This is a genomic window from Enterobacter cloacae complex sp. P17RS, assembly GCF_014895885.1.
Lineage (GTDB): Bacteria > Pseudomonadota > Gammaproteobacteria > Enterobacterales > Enterobacteriaceae > Enterobacter > Enterobacter bugandensis.
Window position 1 is genome coordinate 293,888 of the sequence record NZ_JADBQK010000003.1, and the last position, 25,856, is coordinate 319,743.

The window sequence follows — 25,856 nt, forward strand, 5'->3', positions numbered from 1 at the left end:
CGTAATGCCCAGAGGTAAATCAACATGGCATTGAGCAAAAATGAGAAGATGAAAAGCAACAGTGTATAGCTTTCACTCCATTCAAGTTCAGTCATAAAGCCAAAATGTCTGGTGAAGAGATGATAAAGTAATACATCAGGCATGAAGTAACATACAAGTGAGTAAATAACAAACAGCATCAATGTTTCAACAACCCAGGTCAGGGTATGCTTTTTTGCATTCATCAATATACCTGTATTGTTCCAAGTGCATCTAACCCAGCAGTAACTTTAAACGTGCCGGATGCCAGTAGACCATGCATCAGAATTCTGTAATGGGAGTGATTTGGCAACGTAATACATCCATTGCTAATCCCAGATTGTCCCGCCGGGTGTAACCGGAAAGAACCACGCTCAACGTTATTGATAAAAGTTCTGTCGTCAATGTGAGTATCGTGGCGGTAAAGAGCAAACCAAAAGTCACGGTTTGATCCGCTTTCTAACCCTTTAATTGCGTCATGCCAGTGAGTACCAAAACCGCCTCGTGGACGTGTCACGATATAATAGAGTCCTGGGGGTAAGGGGCCCACCTCAGGAGTCGCAACGGCATTAGGATTATTTCTGTTATGCCCGGAATTTCCAGAATACGCGGGGAAAAAGCCTAAGCCGGGGCAACTCAAAGTGGAAAGCTGATAGCCATTCAAATGAAAAGTGCACCGAATCATCTGTCTTTCCACTCGTCAGAAAAAATAATATTACCGTCACAGTGTTTCCAGGTTATTTTTTCGTAACGCAGGGCGATACTTTCCAGATGGTTATGCTTCTCCGTTGCCGGGTTTTTTATGTCATGCATGAGTGGACATATAGAGACGACTTTGACATTTTCTAGCTGCATATTGAAGTATTCAACTTCCTGCCCGGAATCGTTGATCTTATACCATTTAAATTCTGCCCCTTTCAGCGTCTGACCTTTTGCAACGGCTTTGTAGAGATAGGGACTTGATCTGTCGAATTCCTTCTCAAAAACGAGAGCTGAATGAATACGAGTACCAGTAATTTTCCTCGTCATGTTATCTGTTGGGAGATGCAGGCCATGACTAAATCCCAACACCTCGATACTGCCCTCACGATCTTATACATCGACAGCGCCTTTGATATCTGCTCCACCGTCGTCTTTAAGCCACAGGTATGCTGGAATGGCCATCTTAAACTCCTTTTTTCTTTCACAGTTCGTATACCGGATGGATGTTAATACTCCCAATGTGTTATGGTGATTAGACAAAAAATGCCATGCAAAATATTTATATTTCGTTGATTTATAAATATTTTTGTCGAGATTGGTCCCGCTAATATTTTGTGCCGTATTAAGCGTTTCTGAATAAAAATATTCTTTTTATGATTTTTACGCATTAAACCGCTTGCTTTGTCGTCATCGCCGTGCGTTAATGGTCTTCTGGTTTTGAGTCCAAAAAAATATCTGACGTAGTTTCATAAAGCAGTTCTCATCACGTTGTGCCTCTCCGCAGCCTCTCTTGGGTCTTTATCTACATTCCGATTAGTTTTGTTTAAAACCATTATTGCCTGATCGGCTCATGAGTAATTTACGTTTTTACGTTCACAGGAGAATCCTATGACTTCTTATATCCATTTCCGCTGCCCATGCTGTCATGGCTCGCAGTACCGTACCTCAGTCTTTGATGTATCTGAGAAAAACCCGCTCGGTGCGAAATGCATCTTTTGCAAATCGTCAATGATCACGCTCGATCACCTGGCCGCTGCGCGTCAGGCGCAAAGCCACGTTACCGAGTACCGTAAGTAATTTTTACTTAAACTATAACAGTTAGCAAAATCTTCTCTTTTTCTCCTGCTGATATACACTGTCGGCAATAAGGAGAATCTGATGAAAAAATACCAGCGTCTGGCGCAACAAATTATCTCGCAGATTGAGCTTGGCGTTTGGCTGCCGGGCGATAAGCTGCCTTCCCTGCGAGAGCAGGTGGCAAGCAGCGGCATGAGCTTTATGACCGTTGGCCACGCGTATCAGATGCTGGAAAGTCAGGGGCGCATTGTCGCCAGGCCGCAGTCGGGCTATTACGTTGCCTCGCGCCCGACCGCACAACAGCCTGCGCCGCCTGCCCAGGTGATGCGTGATGAAGCGGTAGATATCAACACCTATATCTTCGAGGTCTTACAGGCCAGCCGCGATCCGTCCGTTGTTCCTTTCGCCTCCGCGTTTCCCGACCCCCGGCTTTTCCCGCTTCAGCAGCTTAACCGCTCGCTGGCAAACGTCAGTAAAACCGCTACCGCAATGAGCGTGATTGAGAACCTGCCGCCCGGTAACGCTGAACTCCGTCACGCCATTGCGCGCCGTTATGCGCAGCAGGGGATGAACATCTCGCCGGACGAGATCGTCATTACCGCAGGCGCCCTTGAGGCCCTCAACCTGAGTTTACAGGCGGTGACGGAGCCAGGAGACTGGGTGATTGTTGAAAACCCGTGTTTTTACGGCGCGCTGCAGGCGCTGGAGCGTCTGAAGCTAAAAGCGCTGTCGGTCGCCACAGACGTTCGGGAGGGGATCGATCTGAATGCGCTGGAGCAGGCGCTGAACGACTACCCCGTAAAAGCCTGCTGGCTCATGACCAACGGCCAAAACCCGCTTGGCTTTACGCTGAGTGTGGAAAAAAAAGCGCGTCTGGTCTCGCTCCTGACGGAGCACAACGTCACCTTGATCGAGGACGATGTCTACAGCGAGCTCTATTTTGGTCGCGAAAAACCGCTTCCGGCCAAAGCCTGGGACCGGGTAGATATGACGCTTCACTGCTCTTCCTTTTCAAAATGCCTGGTGGCGGGGTTTCGCATCGGCTGGGTGGCGGCAGGAAAACACGCGCGCCGCATTCAGCAGCTGCAGCTGATGAGCACGCTTTCAACCAGTTCCCCCATGCAGCTGGCGCTGGTGGACTACCTGGCGACAAAACGCTACGACGCCCATCTGCGCCGCCTGCGACGAACTCTCGCCGAGCGAAAACAGCAGGCGTGGCAGTCGCTTCTGCGCCATATGCCCGCCGGTGTCAAAATCCACCACAACGACAGCGGCTACTTTTTATGGCTGGAGCTACCTGCGCGGCTGGACGCGGGGCTGCTGAGCGAAAAGGCCTTAACGCACCACATCAGCATTGCGCCCGGAAAGATGTTTTCCACCTCTGACGCGTGGACGCCGTTCTTCCGGTTTAATACGTCCTGGGCGTGGGGTGAGCGGGAAGAGCAGGCGGTCATTCAGTTAGGTAAATTAATTAGCACAATGATGGAATAACTTTTCCCCTTTATTTAAATAATCATTTCTTATCCTGACGACGGCACGGCAAATATTTTGCGGTGCCGTATCATATGAAATCTGCATACCGGCTTTCGCGGCTAACTCCTTGTCTATAATCCAGTTAACGGGGAATGCGTCCTCGGTCACACCTTGATGAAATTTCCTTAAGCCGAACGGTGCGGCGCATTTGCGCGGTCTACGTTTAATAAGGGAGATATTTTTACGGCACGGCTGCCGCTAAATTTCATTGCGACAGGAGTAACTCTTATGAGCAAAAAATTTGCCCGCAGCAGCCTGTGCGCGCTCGGCATGACTATCATGACCGCGCAAGCCGCAGAACCACCAAAGGCCATTGGCGACGGGGAAGGCCGACTGGATATTATCGCCTGGCCGGGGTACATCGAACGCGGACAGACGGATAAAAATTATGACTGGGTTACCCAGTTTGAAAAAGAGACCGGCTGCGCGGTCAACGTTAAAACGGCGGCCACGTCCGATGAAATGGTCAGCCTGATGGCGAAGGGAGGTTACGACCTTGTCACCGCGTCAGGTGATGCCTCGCTCCGCCTGATTATGGGAAAACGCGTTCAGCCGATTAACCCGGAACTGATCCCCAACTGGAAAACTCTTGACCCGCGCATCGTGAAGGGCGAGTGGTTTAACGTGGGCGGCAAGGTCTACGGCACGCCGTATCAGTGGGGGCCCAATCTGTTGATGTACAACACCAAAACCTTCCCGACGCCGCCGGACAGCTGGAGCGTGGTCTTTACGAAGCAGGATCTGCCGGACGGCAAAACCAATCAGGGACGCGTGCAGGCATACGACGGCCCGATTTATATCGCCGATGCGGCGCTGTTCGTCAAAGCCACTCAGCCACAGCTGGGTATTAGCGACCCGTATCAGCTCACTGAAGAACAGTATGCCGCCGTGCTCAAGGTACTTCGCGACCAGCATGCCCTGATCCACCGCTACTGGCATGACACCACCGTCCAGATGAGCGACTTCAAAAATGAAGGCGTCGTGGCCTCCAGCGCCTGGCCGTATCAGGCGAATGCCCTGAAGGGCGAGAACCAGCCCGTTGCCACCGTCTTCCCGAAAGAGGGGGTGACCGGCTGGGCGGATACCACCATGCTGCATGCGCAGGCAAAACACCCGATGTGCGCCTACAAGTGGATGAACTGGTCGCTCACGCCGAAAGTGCAGGGCGATCTGGCGGCATGGTTTGGCTCGCTGCCCGTCGTGCCTGAAGGGTGTAAGGCCAGCACGCTGCTGGGTGACAAGGGCTGTGAAACCAACGGCTATAACTATTTTGACAAAATCATGTTCTGGAAAACCCCCATCGCAGAAGGCGGAAAATATGTGCCTTACAGCCGCTGGACGCAGGATTACATCGCCATCATGGGTGGCCGTTAATCATCCGGGAGCAGAACATGACGTACGCGGTAGAGTTTAATGACGTTTCCCGTCTGTACGGCGACGTGCGGGCGGTGGATGGGGTCACCATTGCCGTTCGTGACGGAGAATTCTTCTCCATGCTGGGGCCTTCGGGCTCCGGCAAAACCACCTGCCTGCGTCTGATTGCCGGCTTTGAGCAGCTGTCTGGCGGCACGATATCTATCTTTGGCAAAGAGGCGAGCGCGCTGCCGCCGTGGGAGCGGGACGTGAACACCGTATTCCAGGATTACGCGCTGTTCCCGCATATGTCGATCCTCGATAACGTCGCCTACGGGCTGATGGTGAAAGGCGTCGACAAGAAAAAACGCCACGCGCAGGCTCGCGACGCGCTGGAAAAAGTGGGCTTAAGCTTTGCCGTCGCCCGCAAGCCTTCGCAGCTTTCCGGAGGCCAGCGCCAGCGTGTGGCCATCGCGCGGGCGCTGGTGAATGAACCGCGCGTCCTGCTGCTCGACGAGCCGTTAGGCGCGCTCGATCTCAAGCTGCGGGAACAGATGCAGTTCGAGCTGAAGAAACTTCAGCAGGAACTCGGCATCACCTTTATTTTCGTCACCCACGATCAGGGTGAAGCCCTCTCCATGTCGGACCGGGTGGCGGTGTTCAATAATGGGCGCATCGAGCAGGTCGATACCCCGCGCGATCTCTACATGCGCCCGCGCACGCCGTTTGTCGCCGGTTTTGTCGGCACCTCGAACGTCTTCGATGCAGGCCTTGCGCATAAAATCTGCGGCATGGAGGGCAGCTATTCCCTGCGTCCGGAACATATCCGCCTGAATGAGGGGGGTGAGGTTCAGGTGCAGGGCATCGTCCAGGCCGTTCAGTATCAGGGGGCTGCCACGCGCCTTGAGCTCAGGCTCGCCGACGGTGCCAAACTGCTGGTGAGCCAGGCCAATCTCAGCGATTTCTCGCCGCTAAGCGGCATTGCGCCGGGGCAGGCCGTCACGGCGTCGTGGTCGCGCGAGGCGATGATTCGCCTGCAGGAGGAGAGGTGAAATGGCTATGAGTGTCGCGCACCCTCCCGCCCCGCGCGGCCGCATAAGCCGCATTACGTCACTGTTCTGGCGTAAACCGTCGCTCGGACTGTTCCTGCTTCTGCTTGCACCGCTGATGTGGTTTGGCATTGTCTATTTAGGATCGCTGCTGACCCTTTTGTGGCAGGGTTTTTACACCTTTGACGATTTCACCATGGCGGTCACGCCGGATCTGACCCTGGCGAACATTCTGGCGCTCTTCAATCCGGCAAACTACGACATCATCCTGCGCACGTTAACGATGGCGATTGCGGTGACGATTGCCAGCGCAATTCTGGCGTTCCCGATGGCCTGGTACATGGCGCGATACACCCGCGGCAAGTGGAAAGCGTTTTTCTATATCGCCGTGATGCTGCCAATGTGGGCGAGCTACATCGTCAAAGCCTACGCCTGGACGCTGCTGCTGGCGAAGGACGGCGTGGCACAATGGTTCCTCAACCACCTGGGGCTGGAGCCGCTCCTGACCTCGATCCTTACGCTCCCCGCGGTAGGTGGCAACACCTTATCCACCTCCGGGCTGGGACGGTTTCTGGTCTTCGTTTATATCTGGCTGCCGTTTATGATCCTGCCCGTTCAGGCGGCGCTGGAACGGCTGCCGGCTTCGCTGCTGCAGGCCTCAGCCGATCTCGGCGCGCGCCCGCGCCAGACCTTCCGCTATGTCGTTTTGCCGCTGGCTATTCCGGGTATTGCCGCGGGTTCAATCTTCACCTTTTCCCTGACGCTGGGGGATTTCATCGTACCGCAGCTGGTTGGGCCGCCGGGGTTTTTCATCGGTAACATGGTCTACTCCCAGCAGGGGGCGATCGGCAATATGCCCATGGCCGCCGCGTTCACGCTGGTTCCCATCGTGCTGATTTCACTCTATCTGGCGTTCGTGAAGCGTCTGGGAGCATTCGATGCACTCTGAACGCGCACCGCTGTTCCTGAAAGTGGCAGCGTGGGGAGGCGTCATCTTCCTGCACTTCCCGCTGCTGATTATCGCAGTCTATGCCTTTAATACCGAAGATGCTGCCTACAGCTTTCCGCCTCAGGGGCTAACGCTGAAGTGGTTTACTGCGGCGGCGGGGCGCGGCGATATCATTGAATCGGTGACGTTGTCACTTCAGGTTGCCGCGCTATCCACCGCGATAGCCCTGGTGCTTGGCACGCTTGCTGCAGCGGCGCTCTGGCGAAGCGAGTTTTTTGGCAAGAACGCGATCTCGCTATTGCTGCTGCTGCCGATTGCGTTGCCGGGGATCATCACCGGCCTGGCGCTGCTGACAGCGTTCAAAACAATCAACCTTGAGCCGGGATTTTTCACCATCGTGGTTGGGCACGCCACGTTTTGCGTGGTGGTGGTCTTCAATAACGTGATTGCCCGGTTCAGACGCACTTCCTGGAGTCTGGTGGAAGCATCGATGGATCTCGGGGCCGACGGATGGCAAACCTTCCGCTATGTGGTGCTGCCCAACCTGGGCTCCGCGCTGCTGGCCGGGGGAATGCTGGCGTTTGCCCTGTCGTTTGACGAAATTATCGTCACAACCTTTACGGCGGGACACGAACGCACGTTACCGCTGTGGTTGCTCAATCAGCTAGGCCGTCCGCGCGACGTGCCGGTCACCAACGTCGTTGCACTACTGGTGATGCTGGTAACAACCATCCCCATTCTGGGAGCCTGGTGGCTAACCCGCGACGGCGAGAACATCGCCGGCGGCGGGAAATAACATTGATTTGAACAGGACAATGCTATGCAAACACATCTGCTGATAAAGGGTGAACTGGTTGCCGGAGAGGGAGAGAAACAGCCTGTCTATAACCCGGCCACCGGAGAGGTGCTGCTGGAGATTGCTGAAGCCTCAGCGGCACAGGTCGACGCAGCGGTTCAGGCCGCCGACCGTGCTTTTGAGGCGTGGGGACAAACGACGCCGAAAACCCGCGCCGAGTGCCTGCTGAAGCTCGCGGATGCGATTGAAGCGCATGGCGAAGAGTTTGCCCGGCTCGAATCCCTCAACTGCGGCAAGCCGCTGCACTGTGCGCTGGGCGATGAAATTCCCGCAGTGGTCGACGTTTTCCGTTTCTTCGCCGGGGCGGCCCGCTGCCTGAACGGGCTGGCCGCGGGTGAGTATCTTGACGGCCACACGTCGATGATCCGCCGCGACCCGGTGGGCGTGGTTGCCTCTATCGCACCGTGGAATTACCCGCTGATGATGGCGGCATGGAAGCTGGCGCCTGCGCTGGCGGCCGGTAACTGTGTGGTCATCAAGCCGTCTGAAATCACGCCGCTAACGGCGTTAAAGCTGGCGGAGCTGGCGAAAGATATCTTCCCGGCTGGCGTTCTCAACGTGCTGTTTGGCCGTGGAAAAACGGTGGGCGACCCGCTCACCGGACATGAAAAAGTGCGCATGGTGTCGCTGACCGGTTCGATTGCTACCGGGGAGCATATCATCGGCCACACGGCGTCCTCCATTAAGCGCACCCACATGGAGCTGGGCGGTAAAGCGCCGGTTATCGTGTTCGATGACGCCGACCTGGATGCGGTTGTGGAAGGCGTGCGGACGTTTGGTTTCTACAATGCCGGGCAGGACTGTACGGCGGCCTGCCGTATCTATGCCCAGAAGGGGATCTATGCCCGGCTGGTGGAAAAGCTCGGTGCCGCGGTCGCCAGCCTCAAAATGGGTGCCCCGGAGGATGAATCTACTGAACTCGGTCCGCTCAGCTCGGCTGCCCATCTTTCACGCGTCTGTCAGGCGGTTGACGAGGCGAAAACCCTTGGCCATATCCGCGTGGTGACGGGCGGGAGCAAAAAAGAGGGGGCGGGCTACTACTTCCAGCCAACGTTGCTGGCCGGGGCGAAACAGGACGATGCCATCGTTCAGCGAGAAGTGTTTGGACCGGTGGTGAGCGTCACCGAATTCGACGATGAAGCGCAGGTCCTGGCCTGGGCGAACGATTCGCAGTACGGCCTGGCGTCGTCGGTCTGGACGAAAGACGTGGGACGCGCCCATCGCCTGAGCGCTCGTCTGCAGTACGGCTGCACCTGGGTCAATACCCACTTTATGCTGGTGAGCGAAATGCCGCACGGCGGCATGAAATTGTCTGGCTATGGAAAGGATATGTCGGTATACGGGCTTGAGGATTATACGGTTGTCCGGCACGTTATGATTAAACACTAGAAAATCATGCCCGGCGGTCTGCATCGCCGGGCGTTTGCTTTACCAGCCACACACCTCGTGCTCATTTTCCGTGTCGTAAGCGCGGACGGTATTCACCAGATCTTTTACCACGTCTGCGGCGACGTCGGGGATGAGCAACTCCATGGGGGCCTCTGTTTCATAATCCACCGAGACGCCGTTGCTGTTGTTGGTCACGGTCACTGTGTACGTTGCTTTACCCACGCGGTTACTCCTTATGTGTATTGACCACTTTGCCGATGCCCGCGCCCTGAAGCGTAACGTCAGGATCGGCGAAAAAGTCGATATTGAAATAGGTATCGCCGGTCAATAGCTCGATGCGGTGCCATTTCTCCGGCGGCGAGATGCCAAACGATCCGGCTTCAATCACCAGCTCCAGATCCGGTTCGGTCGCGTCAGCGTTCGGGAAACCGAAATAGTGCACCGCACCCTGCATCACCGACAAACGGCCATATACGCTGGCTTTCGTATTATGGTGGGTGAAAAGGGCTTTTGGCGCGGTGTCTTTGTTCCAGAATGGCGTGGAGCGGGTATGAACAAAATTCTCAGGGATACGTAGCATAAGGGTTACCTCGTAAATAAAAGCCGCTTAAAGCGACTTCAGCACCTCTGGTTCGACGAAAAATTCAATATTGAACAGCGTGTCGTCGCTCATCACCTCTATGTGATGCCATTTCTCAGGGGGAAAAACACCGAAGTGGCCGGCCCTGATAATCAGTGTGCTGTCAGGCTCAGGGGCATGTTCATCAGCATAACCCAGGTAGCGGACGGCACCCTGCATAACGGACAGGCGGGGATAAACGCCCGGACGGGTACCCGTGTCGAGATGACGCTGAAAGATCCCGGCGGGGGCGGTTTCTTTATTCCAGAAAGGGGTAGAGCGGGTATGAATACAGCTTTGCGGAATGCGTAGCATATTGCCTCCCATGTATGTCCGCCTTTATTAGACGCCTATGCGGAAGAGAGGATTTATCAAAAAGTGCATTTAACTTGCATGTTATCAATAAAGATTATGGGTGGCTCCCCCTGTTTGTAATACAAAATACTCAGTTGTTATTACCCATAATATTTAAGTGGTTATTATGTAATGAAAAAACTTGATCTGTATCAACATATGACGCATATTGCGTGCGGTTATTTTTTCGGCTCTGGTATACAGAATGACGTTGTATCAAAAGATGTTGGTTTTTTACGCAGTGATGGCTTCCATCTGTGCATTAATTACCTGGTTCCTTTCTAAAGACCGCAAGCGCATCCGCCTGCTTAGCGCGTTTCTGGTCGGGTCGACCTGGCCGATGAGTTTCCCCGTTGCGCTGCTGATTTCTCTTTTCTGAAGCATCCTTCCAATTTCGAAAGATGAACATAGCATTCCAGTTACGATGGCTGTATAAATACACAGTGCATCGTAAAAGGAGTGCTTATGAACAGTTTTTACTCGCAGCATGCGGGTTGCGCCGTGCGCTGGCATGATTTGCCCGGCTCTGGCGATCCCGTAGTCTTTATCCACGGATTGGGCTGCGCCTCTTCCTATGAATATCCTCGCGTCGTCCGAGACCCTCAGTTTGGCGGGCGCAGAGCTATTCTCATCGATTTACCCGGCAGCGGTTACAGCGATAAGCCTGAACATTACAGCTATAAAACGACTGAACAGGCGCGCGTCGTGGCGGAGTTGATTGACCATCTTCAGCTGGATGCCTTCTGGTTATACGGTCACAGCATGGGCGGCAGCATTGCTATAGAAACGGCGGGGCTGCTGGCACCGCGCGTGAAGGGACTGATGGTGTCGGAGCCCAATTTTCATGCCGGTGGGGGGATGTTTAGCCGCGCTATTGCGGCGCAAACCGAACACCAGTTTGTGGCGCAGGGCTATAATGCCATGCTCCGTAAAGAGACCACCGCCTGGGCCGGGTGCCTGCAAAGCAATGCACCCTATGCCGTCTGGCGCGGCGCATCAAGCCTGGTCGCCGGTGTTGAGCCGGACTGGGAAGCGCAATTTCTGTCGCTGCCTTGCCCGGTGACGTTGATTTTTGGTGAGCTCTCACTGCCGGATGACGATGTGGATAATCTGAAGCTGAAGGGCGTTGAGGTCAAAATCATCCCTGCGGCGGGGCACTCCATGTCGTGGGAAAACCCGTCGGCACTGGCGCAGGCGTTAGCGGAGTGTATGGCGGCGTGATTATCGTCGCGGAATACAGGCCGGGTAAGCGCAGCGCTACCCGGCAAGATAGGCCGCTACAGGATTAAAGCCCGCAGTGCCCGACGTGCGTCAGGCTGAACATCATGCGGATGCTGATAATCAATGTTTTCGATTGCCCGGCTATAGAGGGCAACCAGCCAGTCATAAACGTACGCGGTGGCCGCATGAACAGGCTGCTCCCCCAGACGCGTCAGGCGTGGTGCGGCACTGCTGACGACGGGCGTCACAAAGATTGCCTGACCTTTGCGGATGCGGCTTGCAGGACGCTCTGCGGCAGGAGACTGGTCGTAACCCAGCCAGCCAACGAAATTCCCTATCACCGCATGCAGCTGCGCCGCGCTGCTTTTATCCGCGTCGACAATGCGCTGAAGCTGTTGCGGCAGATTAAGCCGGTAGCTGGTTACCACCAGCACATCCGCGATTTGCTGCAGCACCGCGGGCTCCAGACCAAGACGGGCGGCGGTAGCTTCATTGCGGCTCCACTGGCGCAGATGATTTATCCATACTCTGTGCGCCAGGCGCGCTTTGTCTTTTGTCTGGAATCGTCCTGCGCTTTCCTGGGCGTTATCGGCGAACAGATCGATGGTGTCCGTGAACAGCCCGTTCACCTGCTCCTCGCGCGGCTGCTGAACGGCGAGCAGCGTTTCAAAGGCTTTCAGCGGCGGCAGCAGGCCCTCAAGCAGCTCGCCGTGACGGGCGGCGCTGCTTTGCAGCGTGCGCACCATGTTTTCGGCCTGAGCACGTCGTGTACCCGGTTCCTCAACCAGCGGCGCCAGATAGCTTTGCATCAGCGACGCGATCTCCTGCCGCAGCAGGTTTTTCAGCGTGCCAAGGCGCTTCTGCCGCTGTGCCGGGAGCGTCGCCTGAGACAACCACTCAATGACGCGCTGCATGCTGTGGCTGTCCAGCGCCTGCAGAGTTCCCCAGCGCAGGCCTGGCTTGCCCAGCAGATGCTGTACGGCTTCATCGAGATTCTGTCGGGTAGTGAAACGAGCGTCATGCGGGGTGATCGCCCACACCAGCCCCGGCAGGGCAGACTCCTCGGCAGGCTGGGTCTCTTTAATCCAGTTAATTAACACTTTTGCTTTTTGGGCCGTCTGCTCGTGCCGCGCTGTCGCGTTGCAGATAACCAGCACATCCGGCTGGAGCTGCTGGCGGTAATGTTCAAGCAGCCACTGGCATTTAGCCTGTACTAGAGGATCGGCACTGCCGTCTTCAAAGACCGGAATATCAATGATATCAACGTCATCCAGCGCGCCATTCTCAACCGGCAAGACCAGCTCGCGGGTAAGGAAGGCAAGCACGTCGACCGGGATGCTGATGGCGTTGAGCATTTCACCGTTGTTCAGCGGATGAAGCAGCGTCTCCTGAGTTTCCTGCTGGGTTAAGGTACCGTGCGTCAGGAACCCTTCACCAGGCAGACCAAAGCTGTCCACCAGCAGGCTCAGCGGCGCAGCCAGCTCGCTCGCATGGCTGGTCTGATGCAGCACGTGGGCAAGCTTCAGCCACTGCTGGGTTAACTCCTGTTGCTCGCCCCACAGCAGCGACCAGACGCTGGCGCGGGTGCTGAGATCGAGCGATGGCACCAGCTGGGCAAACTCATGCCACAGGGCGTCATCAATTTGCTGTCTCGCGGCGGGTACCGTGCTTTGCCAGAAACGCGAAATCGCCCCCACATCCTGCGCCGTGATGCCGGGCACGCTCTGCGGCTGGCGAAGGCCGCGCCATTTCTCCAGACGCGTCTCAATGACCGCCTTATCCACCGCGCGCATCTGCGGGTGCAGCGTCGTGCGGGCAATAAACAGTTGTACCAGTTCGGCCTCGGTGACCAGGCTCAGACGCAGCGGAAACGCCTCATCCGCTACCTCCGGGGTGTCTCGGGTGAAGCGCACGGCCATGTTGGTCAGGGCATGCCCTGGGTTAATATGCGAAAAATAGTCAAAGGTGCGCTGGCCCGGCATCACGTTCAGGCGCCCGTTACCGCTGCCGCACAGCGACAGCAGCAGGTGCGCTTTGGCGCTCTGAGAATGGCCGTAAAGCCCAATGCTGCTCCGGCGGGTCAGGGCGCGTTCAATGGCCTGCTCCCGCGCCTGCGCCGCGTTGATGCGAGCAAGCAGGGCATCAGCATCGTTATCCAGCACAGGGGCGGTCAGGCGCGTCTCATTAATCCACCCGATTAAGGCCTGAGTGGTGGTCGTGGTCGCTGTCATTTCAGGTATACGCTCCCGCTGTCGATCCAGTAGTGGCTACCGCTGTGTCGGCGATCGGCCAGAGTATTCAGTTTGAAGGTTAACGCGTCAGGCGCAACCGGCGTGCCGTCCTGAAGCCAGGCATCGCTGAGCTCGAAGGACTCAGGGCCCTCTAATTTGCTGCCGCCGCAGAGCTTAAGCCGCACGTTCAGCACGCCGTCGCCGGCAATCGCTTTTGCCAGTTCAGCCGAGTTGATGCTGAGCGTATAAAGCGGCGTGGCGGGCCAGCGCGCGTTCGCCAGCTGGCGGAAGCCGAGGGTAACGTTACCGCGCAGCGGGAAGTGCAGACGGGCGTCAAGCTTCGCGCCGGGTTTATCGAGATCGATATCCTGATACCAGACGTTTTCCTCGCGCAGGGTATTGACGGTGTTATCCAGCACGCCCAGATAGCGCACGGTGGAATAGGCGCCAATGTCCGCGGCCTTAAAGTTAAAGCGCGGCAGACGCAGATCGAGCGCCAGGCTGCAGAGCATGGCCCCCACCGCGGCGGTCGATTTCGGGTTGCCTATGCGCCCCTGCTGGCTGAAGGGATACCACTCGTGAACCTGATATTTATCCAGCCAGACGATGCGGTTGACCGGCACCGGCTGCAGATGCCGAATCAGCGCCTGAACGCCCGGCAGGCAGCCCGGGCGCCCGGTGATCAGCAGAATATCGCAGCTGTAATGGGAAATCGCTTCACACACCGCGTGGAGCGGCGAGGTCAGCGTAAACTGACCGGCCAGCATTGCATCCTGCATTTCGCGGAAGTTTACGTGCAGCGGCACGGCGAACAGGTCGAATGCCTCTGAGCCCGCCGGCAGGGCATGATCGATTGCCTGCTGAAGATAGTTCATCACGTTGCGGGTTGGTTTCTGCGCAAGGAGCTCGCCAAAGGTGGCATGCAGGCCCGCCAGCGGATCGTCAATATCGCTGGCTTCCCACGCGGAAAGAATGGCGTGGCCAATCGGCATAAAGAGCTGAAGCGCCGTTTGCTGGCGCAGTACCGCCTGGGTATCAATACGCCCGGAGTCGCCGAACAGCGACGCCATCAGCAGCGAGGCGTCCGCAATGCCGGATTTCTGCAGCTGCGTTTGCAGGGCGGGCAGGACATAGCGCTGAATCACGTCCAGCAGGGTATCGTCGCCCGCCACCTTGAACCCTTCGCGGAACAGCAGTTGCGGGGTGATTTTGACGTTATTACCGGAGCCGTCATCAAGCTGGTAGTGGGTTATTGCCATATCCGTGGTGCCACCGCCGATGTCGATAGACGCGACGCGTAATGCGCGGCCCGGCTGCACGCCTGGCTCAGGTTCACGATCCGTGCGGGCGAGGGAGGCGAAAAAGGCTTCCGTCTGGCCGCCAAAACGGGAAATCGCTTCGTTATACAGCCAGACCAGCTGACCGCAGCTGGCTTCATCCCACTCCATCTGGATCTCAGGGACCGGCACCACGCTTTTTTCCTGCTGCTTGCGGGTGGCAAAATCTTCATCCTGCGGGTGCCAGCCCATCGCTTTCCAGACGATGGCAATGGCTTCAAACATGCGGCGACGGAAAATCTCGCGCTCCTGCTTCGGCATGGCCGAGGGCAGGGTCAGGATCAGGGTGCGCAGCTGGCGCGGCGAGGCCGGGAAGCCCAGGCGCAGGCGGGTGGCGACGCTGTTGATCTGGCCCAGCGCCTGCGCCAGCAGCTCGCACAGCATGTGCGTCATCAGCGTGCTGCGGCTGTACTGCGGCGAAAAGACCGGCAGCCGCTCGTCCTGCGGCAGCGTAAACAGCGGCTCACCGTCATCGTTCATCAGGTTCATCAGCGGAAACGCCGTGGCGAGGGGTTCACGCTGGGTTTTGCCGTTCATCTGGCTAAAGCGCCAGTCCTGCACGACAGGCGTTTCATCCCACAGGTAGCGGCGCGGGCTGGAGATGCCGCTGTTACCTTCGGTTCCCAGGCGCTGCATCGCCAGCTTGCGGGCTTCATCCCCCACGCGAACAATCGACGGCCAGACAAACGCATCTTCGCGACCGCTTTCCACCGAGTAGTGCTGTTTGCCAAAACGCGCTTCGGAGAATTCAAGACGGCTGGTAAAGAGAGGCTCGTTCAGGAACTGCGGCTCGCTTAACGAACGAACCTGCAGCTCGGCGGTCTGCCGAAGCCCGTCGTTTGCATCACCGTGGTCTTCGATAATGACGCCGCAGGTGTGGGTATTGCCCACGTCGAGGATCAGGTCGACCGGAATGGCAGGCGTGCTGAGCGTGTGGGTGACAAATTTCACTTCCGGAATGGTGATCTGTTCACCGAGCATGGTCAGCAGGTTGAGCCAGTGGGCCTGGTATTCGAAGCTGCGCATCGCCTGCTGCAGGTCGCGTTCAGAGCGGTTTTCAACGCCGTCGGCATACTGGATAAATGCCTCGCGCAGCCAACCGTCAATCCAGGTCTGGTCGAGGAAGCTTTCTACCTCACTATCGCGCCACGCCAGCGCAAAACGGGTTCCGTTCAGAATATCGTTTTCAACCGGCGACAGGGCGGAGGTGGCATGCTCCGCGATCTGGCTGTCGAGCGCGAGGGTGACGCGGTGCGAGTTGCCTGCCGTGTCGGGCTTCTCGAGCTTGCGTACCTGAACGCGCGCCCAGTTATCCGGTCCTTCCACAAAGGTTCGCGGTGGATTGAAGCGCAGGAAGGGCACGGGAAGCCAGACGCCGTCCAGCACGGCAAGGGACTGATGCAGCGGAATGGTGGTTTCCGGTTTAACCACTTCAGGCTGACCGCCGTTCGTCCCCGGCAGGGTATAGCGCCCGTTCACCAGGTCGAAATCGAGTCGCAAAAGGGGGCCGTTCGCGGTTTTACGTACGAAGCGCCCGTTGCTGGCGGTGTCCTGCGGCGTCAGGCCGAAATCCAGGAACTGCACGCCGCTGTTGGCAATAAGCGTGACGCTTTGTTTATAGTCGCAAAGATTTACCAGCATAGGATCAGGCACCTGCTTTCTTGAACGTCAGTGGGACGACGGTGTTGGCGTCATAGCGAGCGCGACATTCTGCGATATCGCTGGCCCCGGCTTTACAGGCGACTTCCGGCATCGGATAGCGGGAACCGTCGGTGCAGCGAGCATTGCCGCGACTTTTAATCATCAGTTCGCCATTGCTGTGCAGCCCGGAGAAAATCTCCGCGCGGCAGACAATGTTGTCGCCGTGCACGACGCGGGCGAAACCCTTATTGTTCTGGATTTGATAGCGCATTGACGGCGGCTTGCCGGTGACCGGATCTTTCACGTCGAGAACCGCGCGCCAGGTACCGTTCAGGAAGCGCGTCGACCCGGCTTTCACCTGACCGGCTTCCATCACCATGGCATCTTTCGGGATCGGAACAATTACCACCGGTGCGGCTTCAGGTGCAGGAGCGGGTTCTTTTTCTTTACTGGCGACGACCTCAGCCTGATGCAGGGGGAGATTCATAGCCAGCGGCTCTACTGCTTTGATCGGCTGCGGTGCAATAGCCACGGGCTCAGGAGCCGGTGCCGGAGCGGGCTCTGCCGAAGGGGCCTGTTTTGGCCACAGCAGCGGCGCGGCAACGGCTGCCACAATCACGGCGGCAACCGGCAGGGTCCACAGGGGAACGCGACTTTTTTTCGTGACGGCAACAGGCGCAGGTTCCTGAGCGGGTTGCGCAACAACCGGCGCGGGCTCCGGCTCATACAGTTCTTCCGGCGTAATACGCACGGCGGCGACGGGCGCAATCAGCGGCTCGTCTGCTTTTTCAAAGGTGATGGCCGGTTCGGGCGCGGGTTCTGGCTCGGGCTCTTCAATCACAACGGGGGCAGGCTCGGGGATCAACGCTTCACGCAGGCAGTCGAGGACATCGTCGCGCGCATTTTCGTTCAGGTTTACAAAACCCCAGAAGCAAATAATCGGCTTTCCTGCGACCAGGAAAACAAAATTCTCGCCGGGAAACTGAAACGCTTTCGACAGCAGCGAGCCGAAAAGCTGCTGCGCGGTTTTGGGCGACTGGAGGCATTTCTTGCTTAACGACTCAACGCTGGCAAGCGTGTTTTCCAGATAGCGCAGGGCGCGATAGCGGTCCTCTTCACTGGCCGCCTTCCAGCTGGTGACGCTTCCCTCAACGGGGGAATACCAGTCCACACGGTCGCCGCTGTCGTTGACCTGAGGAATAGCCAGACAGTCCACTATGGCCTGCTGTTTGCGCAATCGAAGCGCTTCCCGGATTTGTAACGCTGATTCAAAAACGGCCTGTCCGCCGCCGCCAACGGCCTGAAAATCATCCAGATTACCGCTGCGTAAAAGAGTTTTTGCCACGATTTGATCCCATATACTTCTTCACACCGTTACTTTAACGAAACGAGGAAGCAAACAAACGGAGGAAGAGACGCTAAAAGCGCCGATTTCTTGCGGCATAGATCGTGACGGTTGTGCTTGACGAATAACGTCACTTAAGGCAAATCACTTTTTTTTGCACTGGCGGCAAAACCGGCAAAAAACGCGGCTTTAGAATAACCTGATAGTGTTTCGTTATTTGCCAGGTGATAAGGGCTGTGCTGTTATTACTGACCTATATAATAAAACTGTCAGGGTTATAACTATGTCTACAGGGAAAACGCTGCTCGCCCTTGCGCTGAGCGCTCTTTTACCAGCCGGTGCCGCATGGGCGGCAAACAACGACACCCTTATTTACTGCTCCGAGGCATCGCCAGAGTCGTTCAACCCGCAAATCGCCAGCTCCGGCCCGTCGTTCGTGGCCAGCTCTCAGGTTTTGTACAACCGCCTGATCAATTTCGACCCGGTGAAAAATACCCCGGTACCGTCACTGGCGGAATCCTGGACGATTTCACCGGACGGCAAGACCTATACCTTTGCCCTGCGCAAAGGGGTGAAGTTCAACAGCAACAAATACTTCAAGCCGACGCGCGACTTTAACGCCGATGACGTTATTTTCTCGGTGATGCGTCAGAAAGACCCTAAACACCCGTACCATAATGTGTCCCAGGGCAACTACGAATACTTCAACGATGTCGGGCTCGATAAGCTGATTCAGGACGTTAAAAAGGTCGACGATTATCACGTCCAGTTCACCCTGAGTGAACCCAACGCCGCGTTCCTGGCCGACTGGGGAATGGATTTCGCATCGATCCTCTCCGCCGAATACGCCGATGTGATGCTGAAAAAAGGCACGCCTGAGAACGTAGATACCTGGCCGATCGGTACCGGGCCCTATGTGCTCCAGCAGTACAAGGTGGACTCGCTGATCCGCTACGTCGCTAATCCGAACTACTGGGATGGCGAGGTGCCGACCAAACATCTTATCTTCTCCATTACGCCAAACGTGGAAACCCGCCTGGCGAAATTGCAGACCAACGAGTGTCAGATTATTCCTGCGCCGTCTCCGGTTCAGTTTGACGTGATTAAAAAGAACAAAGACCTGACGCTGCACTCTGTCGATGCGCTGAACGTCGGCTATCTGGCGTTTAACACCGAGAAAAAGCCGTTCGATAACGTGCTGCTGCGTCAGGCGCTGAACTACGCGACCGACAAGAAGGCTATCGTTAATGCGGTCTTTATGGGCTCCGGTACGGTGGCTAAATCGCCGATCCCGCCAAATATGCTGGGCTTTAATAAAGATCTGCAGGACTACAGCTACGATCCTGATAAAGCAAAAGCGCTGCTGAAGCAGGCCGGGCTGGAGAAGGGCGCGGAAGTCACGCTGTGGTCAATGCCGGTTCAGCGTCCGTATAACCCTAACTCGCGTCGTATCGCGGAGATGATCCAGAGCGACTGGGCGAAAGTCGGCGTGAAGGCCAAAATCGTCTCTTACGAGTGGGGCGAATACCTCTCCGGGATGCGCAAAGGCGAGCACGACTCCGCGCTGTTCGGCTGGATGTCCGATAACGGCGACCCGGACAACTTCGCCGATGTGCTGCTGGGCTGCAACAGCATTAAAACCGGGTCAAACGCCGCGCGCTGGTGCGATAAGGGTTATGATGCCCTGGTGCAAAAAGCGAAGCTGACCAGCGATCCGGCCGAGCGTGCGAAACTGTACGGCCAGGCGCAGGAGATTTTCTACCAGCAGGCACCGTGGATCGCGCTGGCAAACGGCAAAACGTTCTTTGCAACCCGCAGCAACGTGACCGGATACAGCGTGAGCCTGATGGGCAGCGATTTCTCTAAAGCGAAGCTGAACTAAGCATTTATTGCCGGGTAAGGCATAAGCCGCCACCCGGCAAAAACGAGGAGTGACAATGTCACATTTAAACGAAGTTACCGCCCGCGTGGATGCCGCCATCGAAGAGAGCGTCATCGCCCACATGAACGAACTGCTGATTGCATTGAGCGAGGATGCCGATCTCAGCCGTGAAGACCGTTACGCCCAACAGCAGCGTCTGCGTACCGCGATTTCGCACCACGGTAAGCAGCACAAAGAGGAGATGGACGCGCGCCAGGAACAGCTGACCAAGGGCGGCACCATACTGTAATCAAAACTGGCGTCGCGCTACCAGCCAGGCCCCGACGACCAGCATCACCGCGCCGCATACCGGGCCGATCAGCGCGCGCAGGGGAATGCCATGGCTTCTCAGCACGTCAAGGACCAGCCCGCCAATCAGCTGGCTTGCGACCAGCACCGCGATGGTCGTTGCCGCCCCCACGTTCTGGTAGCCGCTGATGCTGGCAAACACAAAAAACGACCCCAGGAGCCCCGGGATCAGCGTCCACCAGCGCACCGTTGCGGCCAGCTCACTGAACCCGGCGAAGCCCTGCTTAAGCAGCAGAATGCTGACAAACAGCACAATGCCGACCAGGGAGTTCAGCAGCATTGCGATAAGAATGGTGGAGGAGGACTGGGTGATACGCACCATTAAGGTGTTTTGCACCACCAGACCGATCCCCGCCGCCACCAGGAACGCCAGCGTCAGCGACTGATTCATGGGATTGCGTCCGGGTCGCTGCGCTCGTCCAGCTGCAGCTGCATAAAGGTTAAGTCCAGCCAGCGGCCAAACTTGGTTCCCACCTGCGGCATCTGCCCCGTGGTCACAAAACCGAGCGTTTCGTGGAGGTGAATCGAGGCCTTATTTTGCGCTTCAATGCCGGCCACCATCACGTGTTTGCCGATGGCGCGGGCCTCGTTGATCAGCGCTTTCATTAACGTGCGGCCAATGCCTTTACCCTGATGCTCCGGATGGACATACACCGAATGCTCAACCGTGTGACGAAAGCCGTCGAAGGCGCGCCAGTCGCCGAAAGAGGCGTACCCGGTAACCACACCATTTTCCTCAGCCACCAGAACCGGGTAACCCGCGAGCGTGCGGGCCTCGAACCAGGCGATTCGGTTATCGGTATCAACGGTTTTATCGTTCCAGATCGCGGCAGTATGCAGCACCGCATGGTTATAGATCTCTCCTATCGCAGCGCAGTCTTCTTTACAGGCGTGACGAACGATCATGATTAAACCTCTGTATGTTGTTTACTATAGTATTACGCTATAGATATGATATTACACAACTGTATCGTCAGAGCGCTACGTGAGAATGATTATGAGCCCCATTGAAACGGCGTTCATACGCTTTAGTATGACGTTATGAACACAATAACAAACACAATGAATCAGCGTATTAGCGCCAGAATTCGCCTCGAACGTGAATCACGCGGCTGGTCTCTTAGCGAGCTGGCCGAGCGGGCAGGCGTATCTCGCGCCATGATCCACAAGATAGAGCGCGGCGACAGCAGCCCGACGGCAACCTTGCTTGCCCGTCTGTCAGGCGCGTTTGGGATCAGCATGTCGACCCTGATTGCCAGAGCCGAGATGCAGGAGGGAAAACTCCTGCGCCTGGCGAACCAGCCCGTCTGGCGCGATCCGCAAACCCACTACCTTCGTCGACACGTTTCTCCCCGTACCGATCTGCCTATCGACCTCGTTCAGATTGAGCTGCCCGCGGGTAGCGACGTCCCGATGCCGGCGTCCTCCTACGCGCTCGCGCGGCAGCTGATCTGGCTGCAGTCCGGCGAGCTGGTATTCCAGGAGGGCGATACTCGCCACGAGATGAAGGCCGGAGACTGTCTGGAGCTGGGGCCGCCAAACGACTGCCGTTTTATCAACGAAACGAACGAAACCTGCATCTATCTTGTGGTCCGGCTTAACCAGTCTGCCTCGTAATGTTAAGGCGATAATGCCGATCGTGAGCCAGGCTGTAATGACATTTGTACCAGAAGGAGAATCCGATGAATCAATCTGTTTCGCAAAACCGCCGCTGGGTGCTGGCCTCTCGCCCACAGGGCGCGCCGGTGGCGGAGAATTTTCGTCTGGAAGAGCAGCCCGTTCCTGCTCCTCAGGCGGGGCAGCTGCTGCTTCGCACCGTCTGGCTGTCGCTGGACCCTTACATGCGGGGCCGCATGAGCGATGCGCCATCCTATTCTCCGCCGGTTGAGATTGGTGCGGTGATGGTAGGGGGAACGGTTAGCCGCGTTGAGCAGTCAAACCACCCCGACTTTAAAGCGGGTGAATGGGTGCTGAGCTACAGCGGCTGGCAGGAGTACGCGCTTTCGGACGGCAGCGGCCTGGTCAAGCTGGGCGATAATCCCACCCATCCCTCCTGGGCGCTGGGCATTCTTGGGATGCCGGGCTTTACCGCCTATATGGGGTTGCTGGATATCGGACAACCGCAAGCGGGTGAAACGCTGGTGGTCGCCGCCGCGACGGGCCCGGTTGGGGCGACCGTCGGGCAGATCGGTAAAATCAAAGGCTGCCGCGTGGTCGGGGTAGCCGGTGGGGCAGAAAAATGCCGCCACGCCGTTGAGGTTCTTGGGTTTGACGTGTGTCTCGATCACCACGCGGCGGATTTCGCTGAGCAGCTGAAACGCGCCTGCCCGAAAGGCATTGATGTCTACTTTGAAAACGTCGGCGGGAAAGTGTTTGACGCCGTGCTGCCGCTGCTGAATACCTCCGCGCGCGTGCCGGTGTGTGGCCTGGTGAGCGGCTACAATGCAACGGGGCTGCCTGACGGACCGGACCGTTTGCCGCTTCTGATGGGGACCATTCTGAAGAAACGCATCCGGATGCAGGGCTTTATCATAGCCCAGGACTACGGCCACCGCATTCATGAGTTTCAGGAAGAGATGGGGCGCTGGGTGCAGGAGGGCAAAATGCACTATCGTGAACAGGTGACGGACGGGCTGGAAAACGCGCCTGAAGCGCTGATTGGCCTGCTGGAAGGAAAAAACTTCGGTAAAGTCGTGATTCGCGTCGCGGGTGACAATAAATAAAAGGCATTATGGCGGGGTTTCCCGCCATATTTATTTGTGAAGATACGATATATTGTCTTTAATTAACGGACATGGCTTTTCGCGCCATCATCCCGGATGAGCCCGAAACCGATAAAAAAAACACATTTTGCATTTTTTGCTGTTTTACGTACTTCCCACCACCAGGCATGACGATACAGGATATATCGGACCAGCGTCGTTTTATTAAAACTGGCGTTTAAAAATAGCATTAAGTTTTAGCTACAGGAATTGAACATGCTTGATTTGGATCACTTAGAAAAAGCCCAAAGGATCAGTCTTACCATGCAAGTTGAACTCAGTTTGAAAGGAGCGTTAATTACAGGCTCCCTTAAACCGGGTGCACGACTGATTACGAAAGAGATCGCCGATAAATTAGGAACCAGCATTACCCCAGTGCGCGAGGCGCTGCTGCGTCTGGTGTCAGCAGGGGCATTACATGCCACGCCGGCACAAGCATTTCTGGTGCCGGAGGTGACGCTGGACCGTTATAACGAAATCAACGCTATTCGCAAGCAGCTTGAACCCATGGCGGTTGCCGCAGCCTGTCAGAATATGTCTGACCAAAAGATCGAGACGTTGCGCAAATTGTCGGAAGCGTTTCATGAGGCCATGCGCAACGGGAACGTTCAGCAGGCATTGCAGGCAAATCGCATCTTCCGCTTTACGCTTTATCAGTACGCGGAAATGCCCACGCTGAATGCATTAATTGAACAGCTTTGGGTGCGCATCGGGCCTTGCATTAACTATCTGCACCAGGAGCTTAATGACATTAAGGAAGCGACGTATCACTATGACGAACTGCTTTCAGCCCTGGAACGCCGGGATGTCGACGCCAGCCAGAAGGCGATTGAAAAATCGATTGATGAAGCGAATACGCTTTTACAGCGACAATATTTTAACTGAGAGATAATTTAACAGAGCGACTATATACCGCGTCTATTTATTTATCTGGTGAATAACTCCTGATGGCATTTTGCCATCAGGATCGTTATTTTCGGTATAAAATAAACTTTACTTATTTGTTACTCGAATCGATAAGACACCGACAGACCCACACCGTAGTTACGGCCAGGCGCTGGCTCGTAATAACGCCCGTTGGATTCGTTGACAATAACCGAGCCAACGTACTCTTTGTCGAACAGGTTATCTACGCGGCCAAAGACGTCCATCCCCCAGTTGCCGTAGTTGAATTTATACCCGGTATTCAGCCCGACCACCGTGTACGACGGCGCTTTCGCGGTGTTTTCATCGTCGGCCATGATATCGCTCATGTAGCGCACGTCCGTGCCCGCGTACCAGCCTTCCTCCGGCTGCCAGCCAAACGAGGCGAAGCCCATATTGCGCGCAATACCCGGCATACGGTTACCGTTACAGTCTGCGTCGCTGCAGACGTTAGTCCGGTAGGTGGCATCAAGGTAGGTCCACGCCATTTTCAGCTTCCAGTTCTCAGCAAACTGCTGATCGAGAGACACTTCGACTCCCTGACGGCGGGTCTTTCCGGCATTTTTATAGCTTGTGCGGCCACCAGAGCTGGCATCCACCACGATCTCGTCATCCGTATCGGTGCGGAACAGCGCTGCCGTCAGCAGGCCATTGCCAATGCGGGTTTTGCTGCCCACCTCATACGTGTTGTTCGTGGAAGGCTGCAGGCCGATATTCAGGCCGCCCTGGTTATCGGCGCGATACGAAAGCTCGTTGATGGTTGGCGTTTCGAACCCACGCCCTGCGGCAGCGTAGAGGTTCCACGCGTCCGTCACCGCATACTTCACGGAGCCCGCCGGGAGCCACTTGTGATAGCTCGCGTCACCGCTGTCGTCGCCGTTGCCCGGCGTAACGTAATGGTCGTTAGAATCAAACCAGACCGAGCTGTAACGCACGCCCGCATCCACGGACAGTTTCTGCGTCAGCTGCCAGCTGGTCTGCAGGTAAGGGTCGAGGTTCCACATCAGGTTACGTTCGTTCCGGCGTTTATCACCCTTCACGCCGTAATCCGGCACGCCGTTGTTCATCACGAAGTTCTCGTACCCGCGACGATCTTCACTCATATTTTCATAGTTCAGACCGGTGGTGAAGGTGACCGGCACCAGCAGCTCGCCGCGGTGCGTCCAGCGGGTATCAACCCCCTGATAATGACGCTGCATATCGATCACGCCGCCGGAGTGAGAAGGCCTCAGCTGCGGCTGGTAGGGAATCGACTGGTACTGGGTCATTTCACGCTCGCCGGCGTACATCATCACGCTGAGATCGTCCTGAGCGCTAAGCTGGCGGTCGTAGCGCAGCCCCGCCTGAGTCTGCTTGATGGTCTTGCGCGTGTTGTACTGATCGCCGCGCGGGGACTGACGCGGGTTATCCTGCCACTCCTGATAGCTCAGCCCGCCCGGATCGTTTGCTTTCATGTCCACGCTGTTAAAAATCAGCGTTAACTTGCTGGCATCGTCAATGCGTACGCCCAGTTTGGCATTAGCGAGATTCTTCCGCGCGCCGCTGTGGTCGCGGTAGCCTTTAGTGGTGAAGCGGGTGGTGGATACGGTGTAATCCACGTCCCCGGCATGGGTGCCATCGCCCATTGCGCCGGTGGCTTTCATGCCGTAGCGCCATGTCCCGTAACTGCCGTAATAGCTGCTTGCCTCGATGGTCGGCGGCTGCTGCCCGGTTTGCGTATTGATGTTAATCACGCCGCCAGAGGCGTTGCCATACAGGGCGGAGAAGGGACCGCGCAGCACCTCAACGCTGTCAATGCTGGAGAGATCGATGTTGGAGGTCTGACCCTGTCCGTCCGGCATGGTGGCTGGAATACCGTCGACGTACATGCGAATGCCGCGCACGCCAAACGTTGAGCGGGCACCAAACCCACGCATCGAAAGCTGGAGATCCTGAGCATAGTTCTGACGGTTCTGAATCTGTAGTCCCGGAACGCTGCCAAGCGATTCGGAGAGATTAATGCGCGGCGCAGCGTGGCGCATATCCTCGCCATTCACGACGCTGACCGCCGCCGGAGTATCAAGCTCTGATACGGTTTGCGGCGTGGCGCTGACGATCACGGTCTGTTCCTCTGCGCTCATCGCGCTTAGAGGCGCAAAAACAACGGGAACCAGCAGCAGCGGGAGAGATGCCTTACGGGCAGATATGATTTTCATGAGTAAAACCGGTTGTGATGTATAAACGAACCAAATGGAACATGTCCATACATGTTAAAGGTTTTGTAAAT

The 25,856-nt window shown here is 56.5% G+C and carries 24 protein-coding genes and 1 pseudogene; 14 read left to right on the forward strand and 11 right to left on the reverse strand.

The window, feature by feature from the left end; all coding sequences use genetic code 11:
• Nucleotides 1–223 precede the first annotated feature (223 nt).
• Both IM265_RS02345 and IM265_RS02350 read right to left on the reverse strand, forming a co-directional pair.
• Nucleotides 224–703, reverse strand: coding sequence for a DUF2778 domain-containing protein (locus tag IM265_RS02345; RefSeq protein WP_072058755.1), 480 nt, complete (start codon nt 701–703; stop codon nt 224–226).
• Nucleotides 700–1,182 (reverse strand): annotated as a pseudogene (locus IM265_RS02350) (Hcp family type VI secretion system effector). The gene IM265_RS02345 and the pseudogene IM265_RS02350 overlap by 4 nt, the downstream one beginning before the upstream one ends.
• A 426-nt stretch (nt 1,183–1,608) precedes the next feature.
• Here IM265_RS02350 and IM265_RS02355 point away from each other — a divergent pair.
• The 7 genes from IM265_RS02355 (at nt 1,609) to patD (ending at nt 8,926) form a co-directional block, all read left to right on the forward strand.
• Nucleotides 1,609–1,797: a hypothetical protein gene (locus IM265_RS02355; RefSeq protein WP_028013309.1), complete on the forward strand. Its 189-nt coding sequence runs from the start codon at nt 1,609–1,611 to the stop codon at nt 1,795–1,797.
• Nucleotides 1,798–1,878: 81 nt separating this feature from the next.
• Nucleotides 1,879–3,288 (forward strand): PLP-dependent aminotransferase family protein, encoded by a 1,410-nt coding sequence (locus IM265_RS02360; RefSeq protein WP_193030745.1) that lies wholly within the window; start codon nt 1,879–1,881, stop codon nt 3,286–3,288.
• A gap of 270 nt (nt 3,289–3,558) precedes the next feature.
• Nucleotides 3,559–4,704, forward strand: a complete 1,146-nt coding sequence (ydcS, locus tag IM265_RS02365) for a putative ABC transporter substrate-binding protein YdcS (RefSeq protein ID WP_028013307.1) — start codon at nt 3,559–3,561, stop codon at nt 4,702–4,704.
• A gap of 17 nt (nt 4,705–4,721) precedes the next feature.
• Nucleotides 4,722–5,735 (forward strand): ABC transporter ATP-binding protein, encoded by a 1,014-nt coding sequence (locus IM265_RS02370; RefSeq protein ID WP_193030743.1) that lies wholly within the window; start codon nt 4,722–4,724, stop codon nt 5,733–5,735.
• Nucleotide 5,736: 1 nt separating this feature from the next.
• The gene (locus IM265_RS02375) at nt 5,737–6,681 is read left to right on the forward strand and encodes an ABC transporter permease (protein ID WP_041909766.1); all 945 of its coding nucleotides are present in this window, start codon (nt 5,737–5,739) and stop codon (nt 6,679–6,681) included.
• Nucleotides 6,671–7,477: an ABC transporter permease gene (locus IM265_RS02380; RefSeq protein ID WP_041909768.1), complete on the forward strand. Its 807-nt coding sequence runs from the start codon at nt 6,671–6,673 to the stop codon at nt 7,475–7,477. The genes IM265_RS02375 and IM265_RS02380 overlap by 11 nt, the downstream gene beginning before the upstream one ends.
• A 24-nt stretch (nt 7,478–7,501) precedes the next feature.
• A complete protein-coding gene (patD, locus tag IM265_RS02385; RefSeq protein WP_182033745.1) occupies nt 7,502–8,926 on the forward strand; it encodes an aminobutyraldehyde dehydrogenase in 1,425 nt (474 codons plus the stop codon).
• A 39-nt stretch (nt 8,927–8,965) separates the two neighbouring features.
• Here the strand turns inward: patD and IM265_RS02390 are convergent, their stop codons facing one another.
• Genes IM265_RS02390 through IM265_RS02400 form a run of 3 tightly spaced genes read right to left on the reverse strand, consistent with a single transcriptional unit; the run spans nt 8,966 to nt 9,860 of the window.
• Entirely contained in the window at nt 8,966–9,148 is a 183-nt protein-coding gene (locus IM265_RS02390) for a DUF1869 domain-containing protein (protein WP_003856955.1), read from the reverse strand.
• 4 nt (nt 9,149–9,152) lie between these two features.
• Complete coding sequence (locus IM265_RS02395) at nt 9,153–9,506, reverse strand: DUF1971 domain-containing protein (RefSeq protein ID WP_182033747.1); 354 nt, start codon at nt 9,504–9,506, stop codon at nt 9,153–9,155.
• A gap of 27 nt (nt 9,507–9,533) precedes the next feature.
• Nucleotides 9,534–9,860, reverse strand: a complete 327-nt coding sequence (locus IM265_RS02400; RefSeq protein ID WP_041912006.1) for a DUF1971 domain-containing protein — start codon at nt 9,858–9,860, stop codon at nt 9,534–9,536.
• A 244-nt stretch (nt 9,861–10,104) separates the two neighbouring features.
• On the opposite strand from IM265_RS02400, the gene IM265_RS02405 reads away from it, so the two are divergent.
• Complete coding sequence (locus IM265_RS02405) at nt 10,105–10,278, forward strand: GhoT/OrtT family toxin (RefSeq protein ID WP_014883956.1); 174 nt, start codon at nt 10,105–10,107, stop codon at nt 10,276–10,278.
• 86 nt (nt 10,279–10,364) lie between these two features.
• Nucleotides 10,365–11,120: an alpha/beta fold hydrolase gene (locus tag IM265_RS02410; RefSeq protein ID WP_049136481.1), complete on the forward strand. Its 756-nt coding sequence runs from the start codon at nt 10,365–10,367 to the stop codon at nt 11,118–11,120.
• A 56-nt stretch (nt 11,121–11,176) separates the two neighbouring features.
• Here the strand turns inward: IM265_RS02410 and IM265_RS02415 are convergent, their stop codons facing one another.
• Genes IM265_RS02415 through IM265_RS02425 form a run of 3 tightly spaced genes read right to left on the reverse strand, consistent with a single transcriptional unit; the run spans nt 11,177 to nt 17,674 of the window.
• Entirely contained in the window at nt 11,177–13,351 is a 2,175-nt protein-coding gene (locus tag IM265_RS02415; RefSeq protein WP_182033749.1) for a virulence factor SrfC family protein, read from the reverse strand.
• On the reverse strand, nt 13,348–16,329 hold the full coding sequence (locus tag IM265_RS02420; protein ID WP_182033751.1) for a virulence factor SrfB: 2,982 nt from the start codon (nt 16,327–16,329) through the stop codon (nt 13,348–13,350). The genes IM265_RS02415 and IM265_RS02420 overlap by 4 nt, the downstream gene beginning before the upstream one ends.
• A gap of 4 nt (nt 16,330–16,333) precedes the next feature.
• On the reverse strand, nt 16,334–17,674 hold the full coding sequence (locus IM265_RS02425; RefSeq protein WP_182033753.1) for an SrfA family protein: 1,341 nt from the start codon (nt 17,672–17,674) through the stop codon (nt 16,334–16,336).
• Nucleotides 17,675–17,957: 283 nt separating this feature from the next.
• Here IM265_RS02425 and IM265_RS02430 point away from each other — a divergent pair, with 283 nt between their 5' ends.
• Nucleotides 17,958–19,556 carry an ABC transporter substrate-binding protein gene (locus IM265_RS02430; protein ID WP_182033755.1) on the forward strand — a complete coding sequence of 533 codons (1,599 nt, stop codon included), beginning with the start codon at nt 17,958–17,960 and terminating at the stop codon, nt 19,554–19,556.
• A gap of 55 nt (nt 19,557–19,611) precedes the next feature.
• Entirely contained in the window at nt 19,612–19,845 is a 234-nt protein-coding gene (locus tag IM265_RS02435; RefSeq protein ID WP_028013295.1) for a YdcY family protein, read from the forward strand.
• On the opposite strand, the gene IM265_RS02440 is transcribed toward IM265_RS02435, so the two are convergent.
• Together IM265_RS02440 and IM265_RS02445 are read right to left on the reverse strand one after the other, a co-directional pair.
• Entirely contained in the window at nt 19,846–20,295 is a 450-nt protein-coding gene (locus IM265_RS02440) for a DMT family transporter (protein ID WP_028013294.1), read from the reverse strand. It lies immediately after the preceding gene.
• The gene (locus IM265_RS02445; protein ID WP_045260624.1) at nt 20,292–20,810 is read right to left on the reverse strand and encodes a GNAT family N-acetyltransferase; all 519 of its coding nucleotides are present in this window, start codon (nt 20,808–20,810) and stop codon (nt 20,292–20,294) included. Before IM265_RS02445 ends, IM265_RS02440 begins: the two co-directional genes overlap by 4 nt.
• 135 nt (nt 20,811–20,945) lie before the next feature.
• On the opposite strand from IM265_RS02445, the gene IM265_RS02450 reads away from it, so the two are divergent.
• The 3 genes from IM265_RS02450 (at nt 20,946) to IM265_RS02460 (ending at nt 23,551) form a co-directional block, all read left to right on the forward strand.
• Nucleotides 20,946–21,521, forward strand: a complete 576-nt coding sequence (locus IM265_RS02450) for an XRE family transcriptional regulator (protein ID WP_182033757.1) — start codon at nt 20,946–20,948, stop codon at nt 21,519–21,521.
• Nucleotides 21,522–21,586: 65 nt separating this feature from the next.
• Nucleotides 21,587–22,627 carry an NADP-dependent oxidoreductase gene (locus IM265_RS02455; RefSeq protein WP_193030741.1) on the forward strand — a complete coding sequence of 347 codons (1,041 nt, stop codon included), beginning with the start codon at nt 21,587–21,589 and terminating at the stop codon, nt 22,625–22,627.
• 255 nt (nt 22,628–22,882) lie between these two features.
• Nucleotides 22,883–23,551 carry a GntR family transcriptional regulator gene (locus tag IM265_RS02460; RefSeq protein WP_028013290.1) on the forward strand — a complete coding sequence of 223 codons (669 nt, stop codon included), beginning with the start codon at nt 22,883–22,885 and terminating at the stop codon, nt 23,549–23,551.
• A 119-nt stretch (nt 23,552–23,670) separates the two neighbouring features.
• Here the strand turns inward: IM265_RS02460 and pqqU are convergent, their stop codons facing one another.
• Nucleotides 23,671–25,785, reverse strand: coding sequence for a TonB-dependent receptor PqqU (gene pqqU / locus IM265_RS02465; protein WP_193030739.1), 2,115 nt, complete (start codon nt 25,783–25,785; stop codon nt 23,671–23,673).
• Between the last annotated feature and the right edge of the window lie 71 nt (nt 25,786–25,856).

Excerpts from the sequence above, each read along its gene's own strand:
- IM265_RS02345 (WP_072058755.1), bottom strand. The coding sequence starts at position 703 with ATGATTCGGTGCACTTTTCATTTGAATGGCTATCAGCTTTCCACTTTG.
- IM265_RS02355 (WP_028013309.1), top strand. The coding sequence starts at position 1,609 with ATGACTTCTTATATCCATTTCCGCTGCCCATGCTGTCATGGCTCGCAG.
- IM265_RS02360 (WP_193030745.1), top strand. The coding sequence starts at position 1,879 with ATGAAAAAATACCAGCGTCTGGCGCAACAAATTATCTCGCAGATTGAG.
- ydcS (WP_028013307.1), top strand. The coding sequence starts at position 3,559 with ATGAGCAAAAAATTTGCCCGCAGCAGCCTGTGCGCGCTCGGCATGACT.
- IM265_RS02370 (WP_193030743.1), top strand. The coding sequence starts at position 4,722 with ATGACGTACGCGGTAGAGTTTAATGACGTTTCCCGTCTGTACGGCGAC.
- IM265_RS02375 (WP_041909766.1), top strand. The coding sequence starts at position 5,737 with ATGGCTATGAGTGTCGCGCACCCTCCCGCCCCGCGCGGCCGCATAAGC.
- IM265_RS02380 (WP_041909768.1), top strand. The coding sequence starts at position 6,671 with ATGCACTCTGAACGCGCACCGCTGTTCCTGAAAGTGGCAGCGTGGGGA.
- patD (WP_182033745.1), top strand. The coding sequence starts at position 7,502 with ATGCAAACACATCTGCTGATAAAGGGTGAACTGGTTGCCGGAGAGGGA.
- IM265_RS02395 (WP_182033747.1), bottom strand. The coding sequence starts at position 9,506 with ATGCTACGTATCCCTGAGAATTTTGTTCATACCCGCTCCACGCCATTC.
- IM265_RS02400 (WP_041912006.1), bottom strand. The coding sequence starts at position 9,860 with ATGCTACGCATTCCGCAAAGCTGTATTCATACCCGCTCTACCCCTTTC.
- IM265_RS02405 (WP_014883956.1), top strand. The coding sequence starts at position 10,105 with ATGACGTTGTATCAAAAGATGTTGGTTTTTTACGCAGTGATGGCTTCC.
- IM265_RS02410 (WP_049136481.1), top strand. The coding sequence starts at position 10,365 with ATGAACAGTTTTTACTCGCAGCATGCGGGTTGCGCCGTGCGCTGGCAT.
- IM265_RS02415 (WP_182033749.1), bottom strand. The coding sequence starts at position 13,351 with ATGACAGCGACCACGACCACCACTCAGGCCTTAATCGGGTGGATTAAT.
- IM265_RS02420 (WP_182033751.1), bottom strand. The coding sequence starts at position 16,329 with ATGCTGGTAAATCTTTGCGACTATAAACAAAGCGTCACGCTTATTGCC.
- IM265_RS02430 (WP_182033755.1), top strand. The coding sequence starts at position 17,958 with ATGTCTACAGGGAAAACGCTGCTCGCCCTTGCGCTGAGCGCTCTTTTA.
- IM265_RS02435 (WP_028013295.1), top strand. The coding sequence starts at position 19,612 with ATGTCACATTTAAACGAAGTTACCGCCCGCGTGGATGCCGCCATCGAA.
- IM265_RS02440 (WP_028013294.1), bottom strand. The coding sequence starts at position 20,295 with ATGAATCAGTCGCTGACGCTGGCGTTCCTGGTGGCGGCGGGGATCGGT.
- IM265_RS02445 (WP_045260624.1), bottom strand. The coding sequence starts at position 20,810 with ATGATCGTTCGTCACGCCTGTAAAGAAGACTGCGCTGCGATAGGAGAG.
- IM265_RS02450 (WP_182033757.1), top strand. The coding sequence starts at position 20,946 with ATGAACACAATAACAAACACAATGAATCAGCGTATTAGCGCCAGAATT.
- IM265_RS02455 (WP_193030741.1), top strand. The coding sequence starts at position 21,587 with ATGAATCAATCTGTTTCGCAAAACCGCCGCTGGGTGCTGGCCTCTCGC.
- IM265_RS02460 (WP_028013290.1), top strand. The coding sequence starts at position 22,883 with ATGCTTGATTTGGATCACTTAGAAAAAGCCCAAAGGATCAGTCTTACC.
- pqqU (WP_193030739.1), bottom strand. The coding sequence starts at position 25,785 with ATGAAAATCATATCTGCCCGTAAGGCATCTCTCCCGCTGCTGCTGGTT.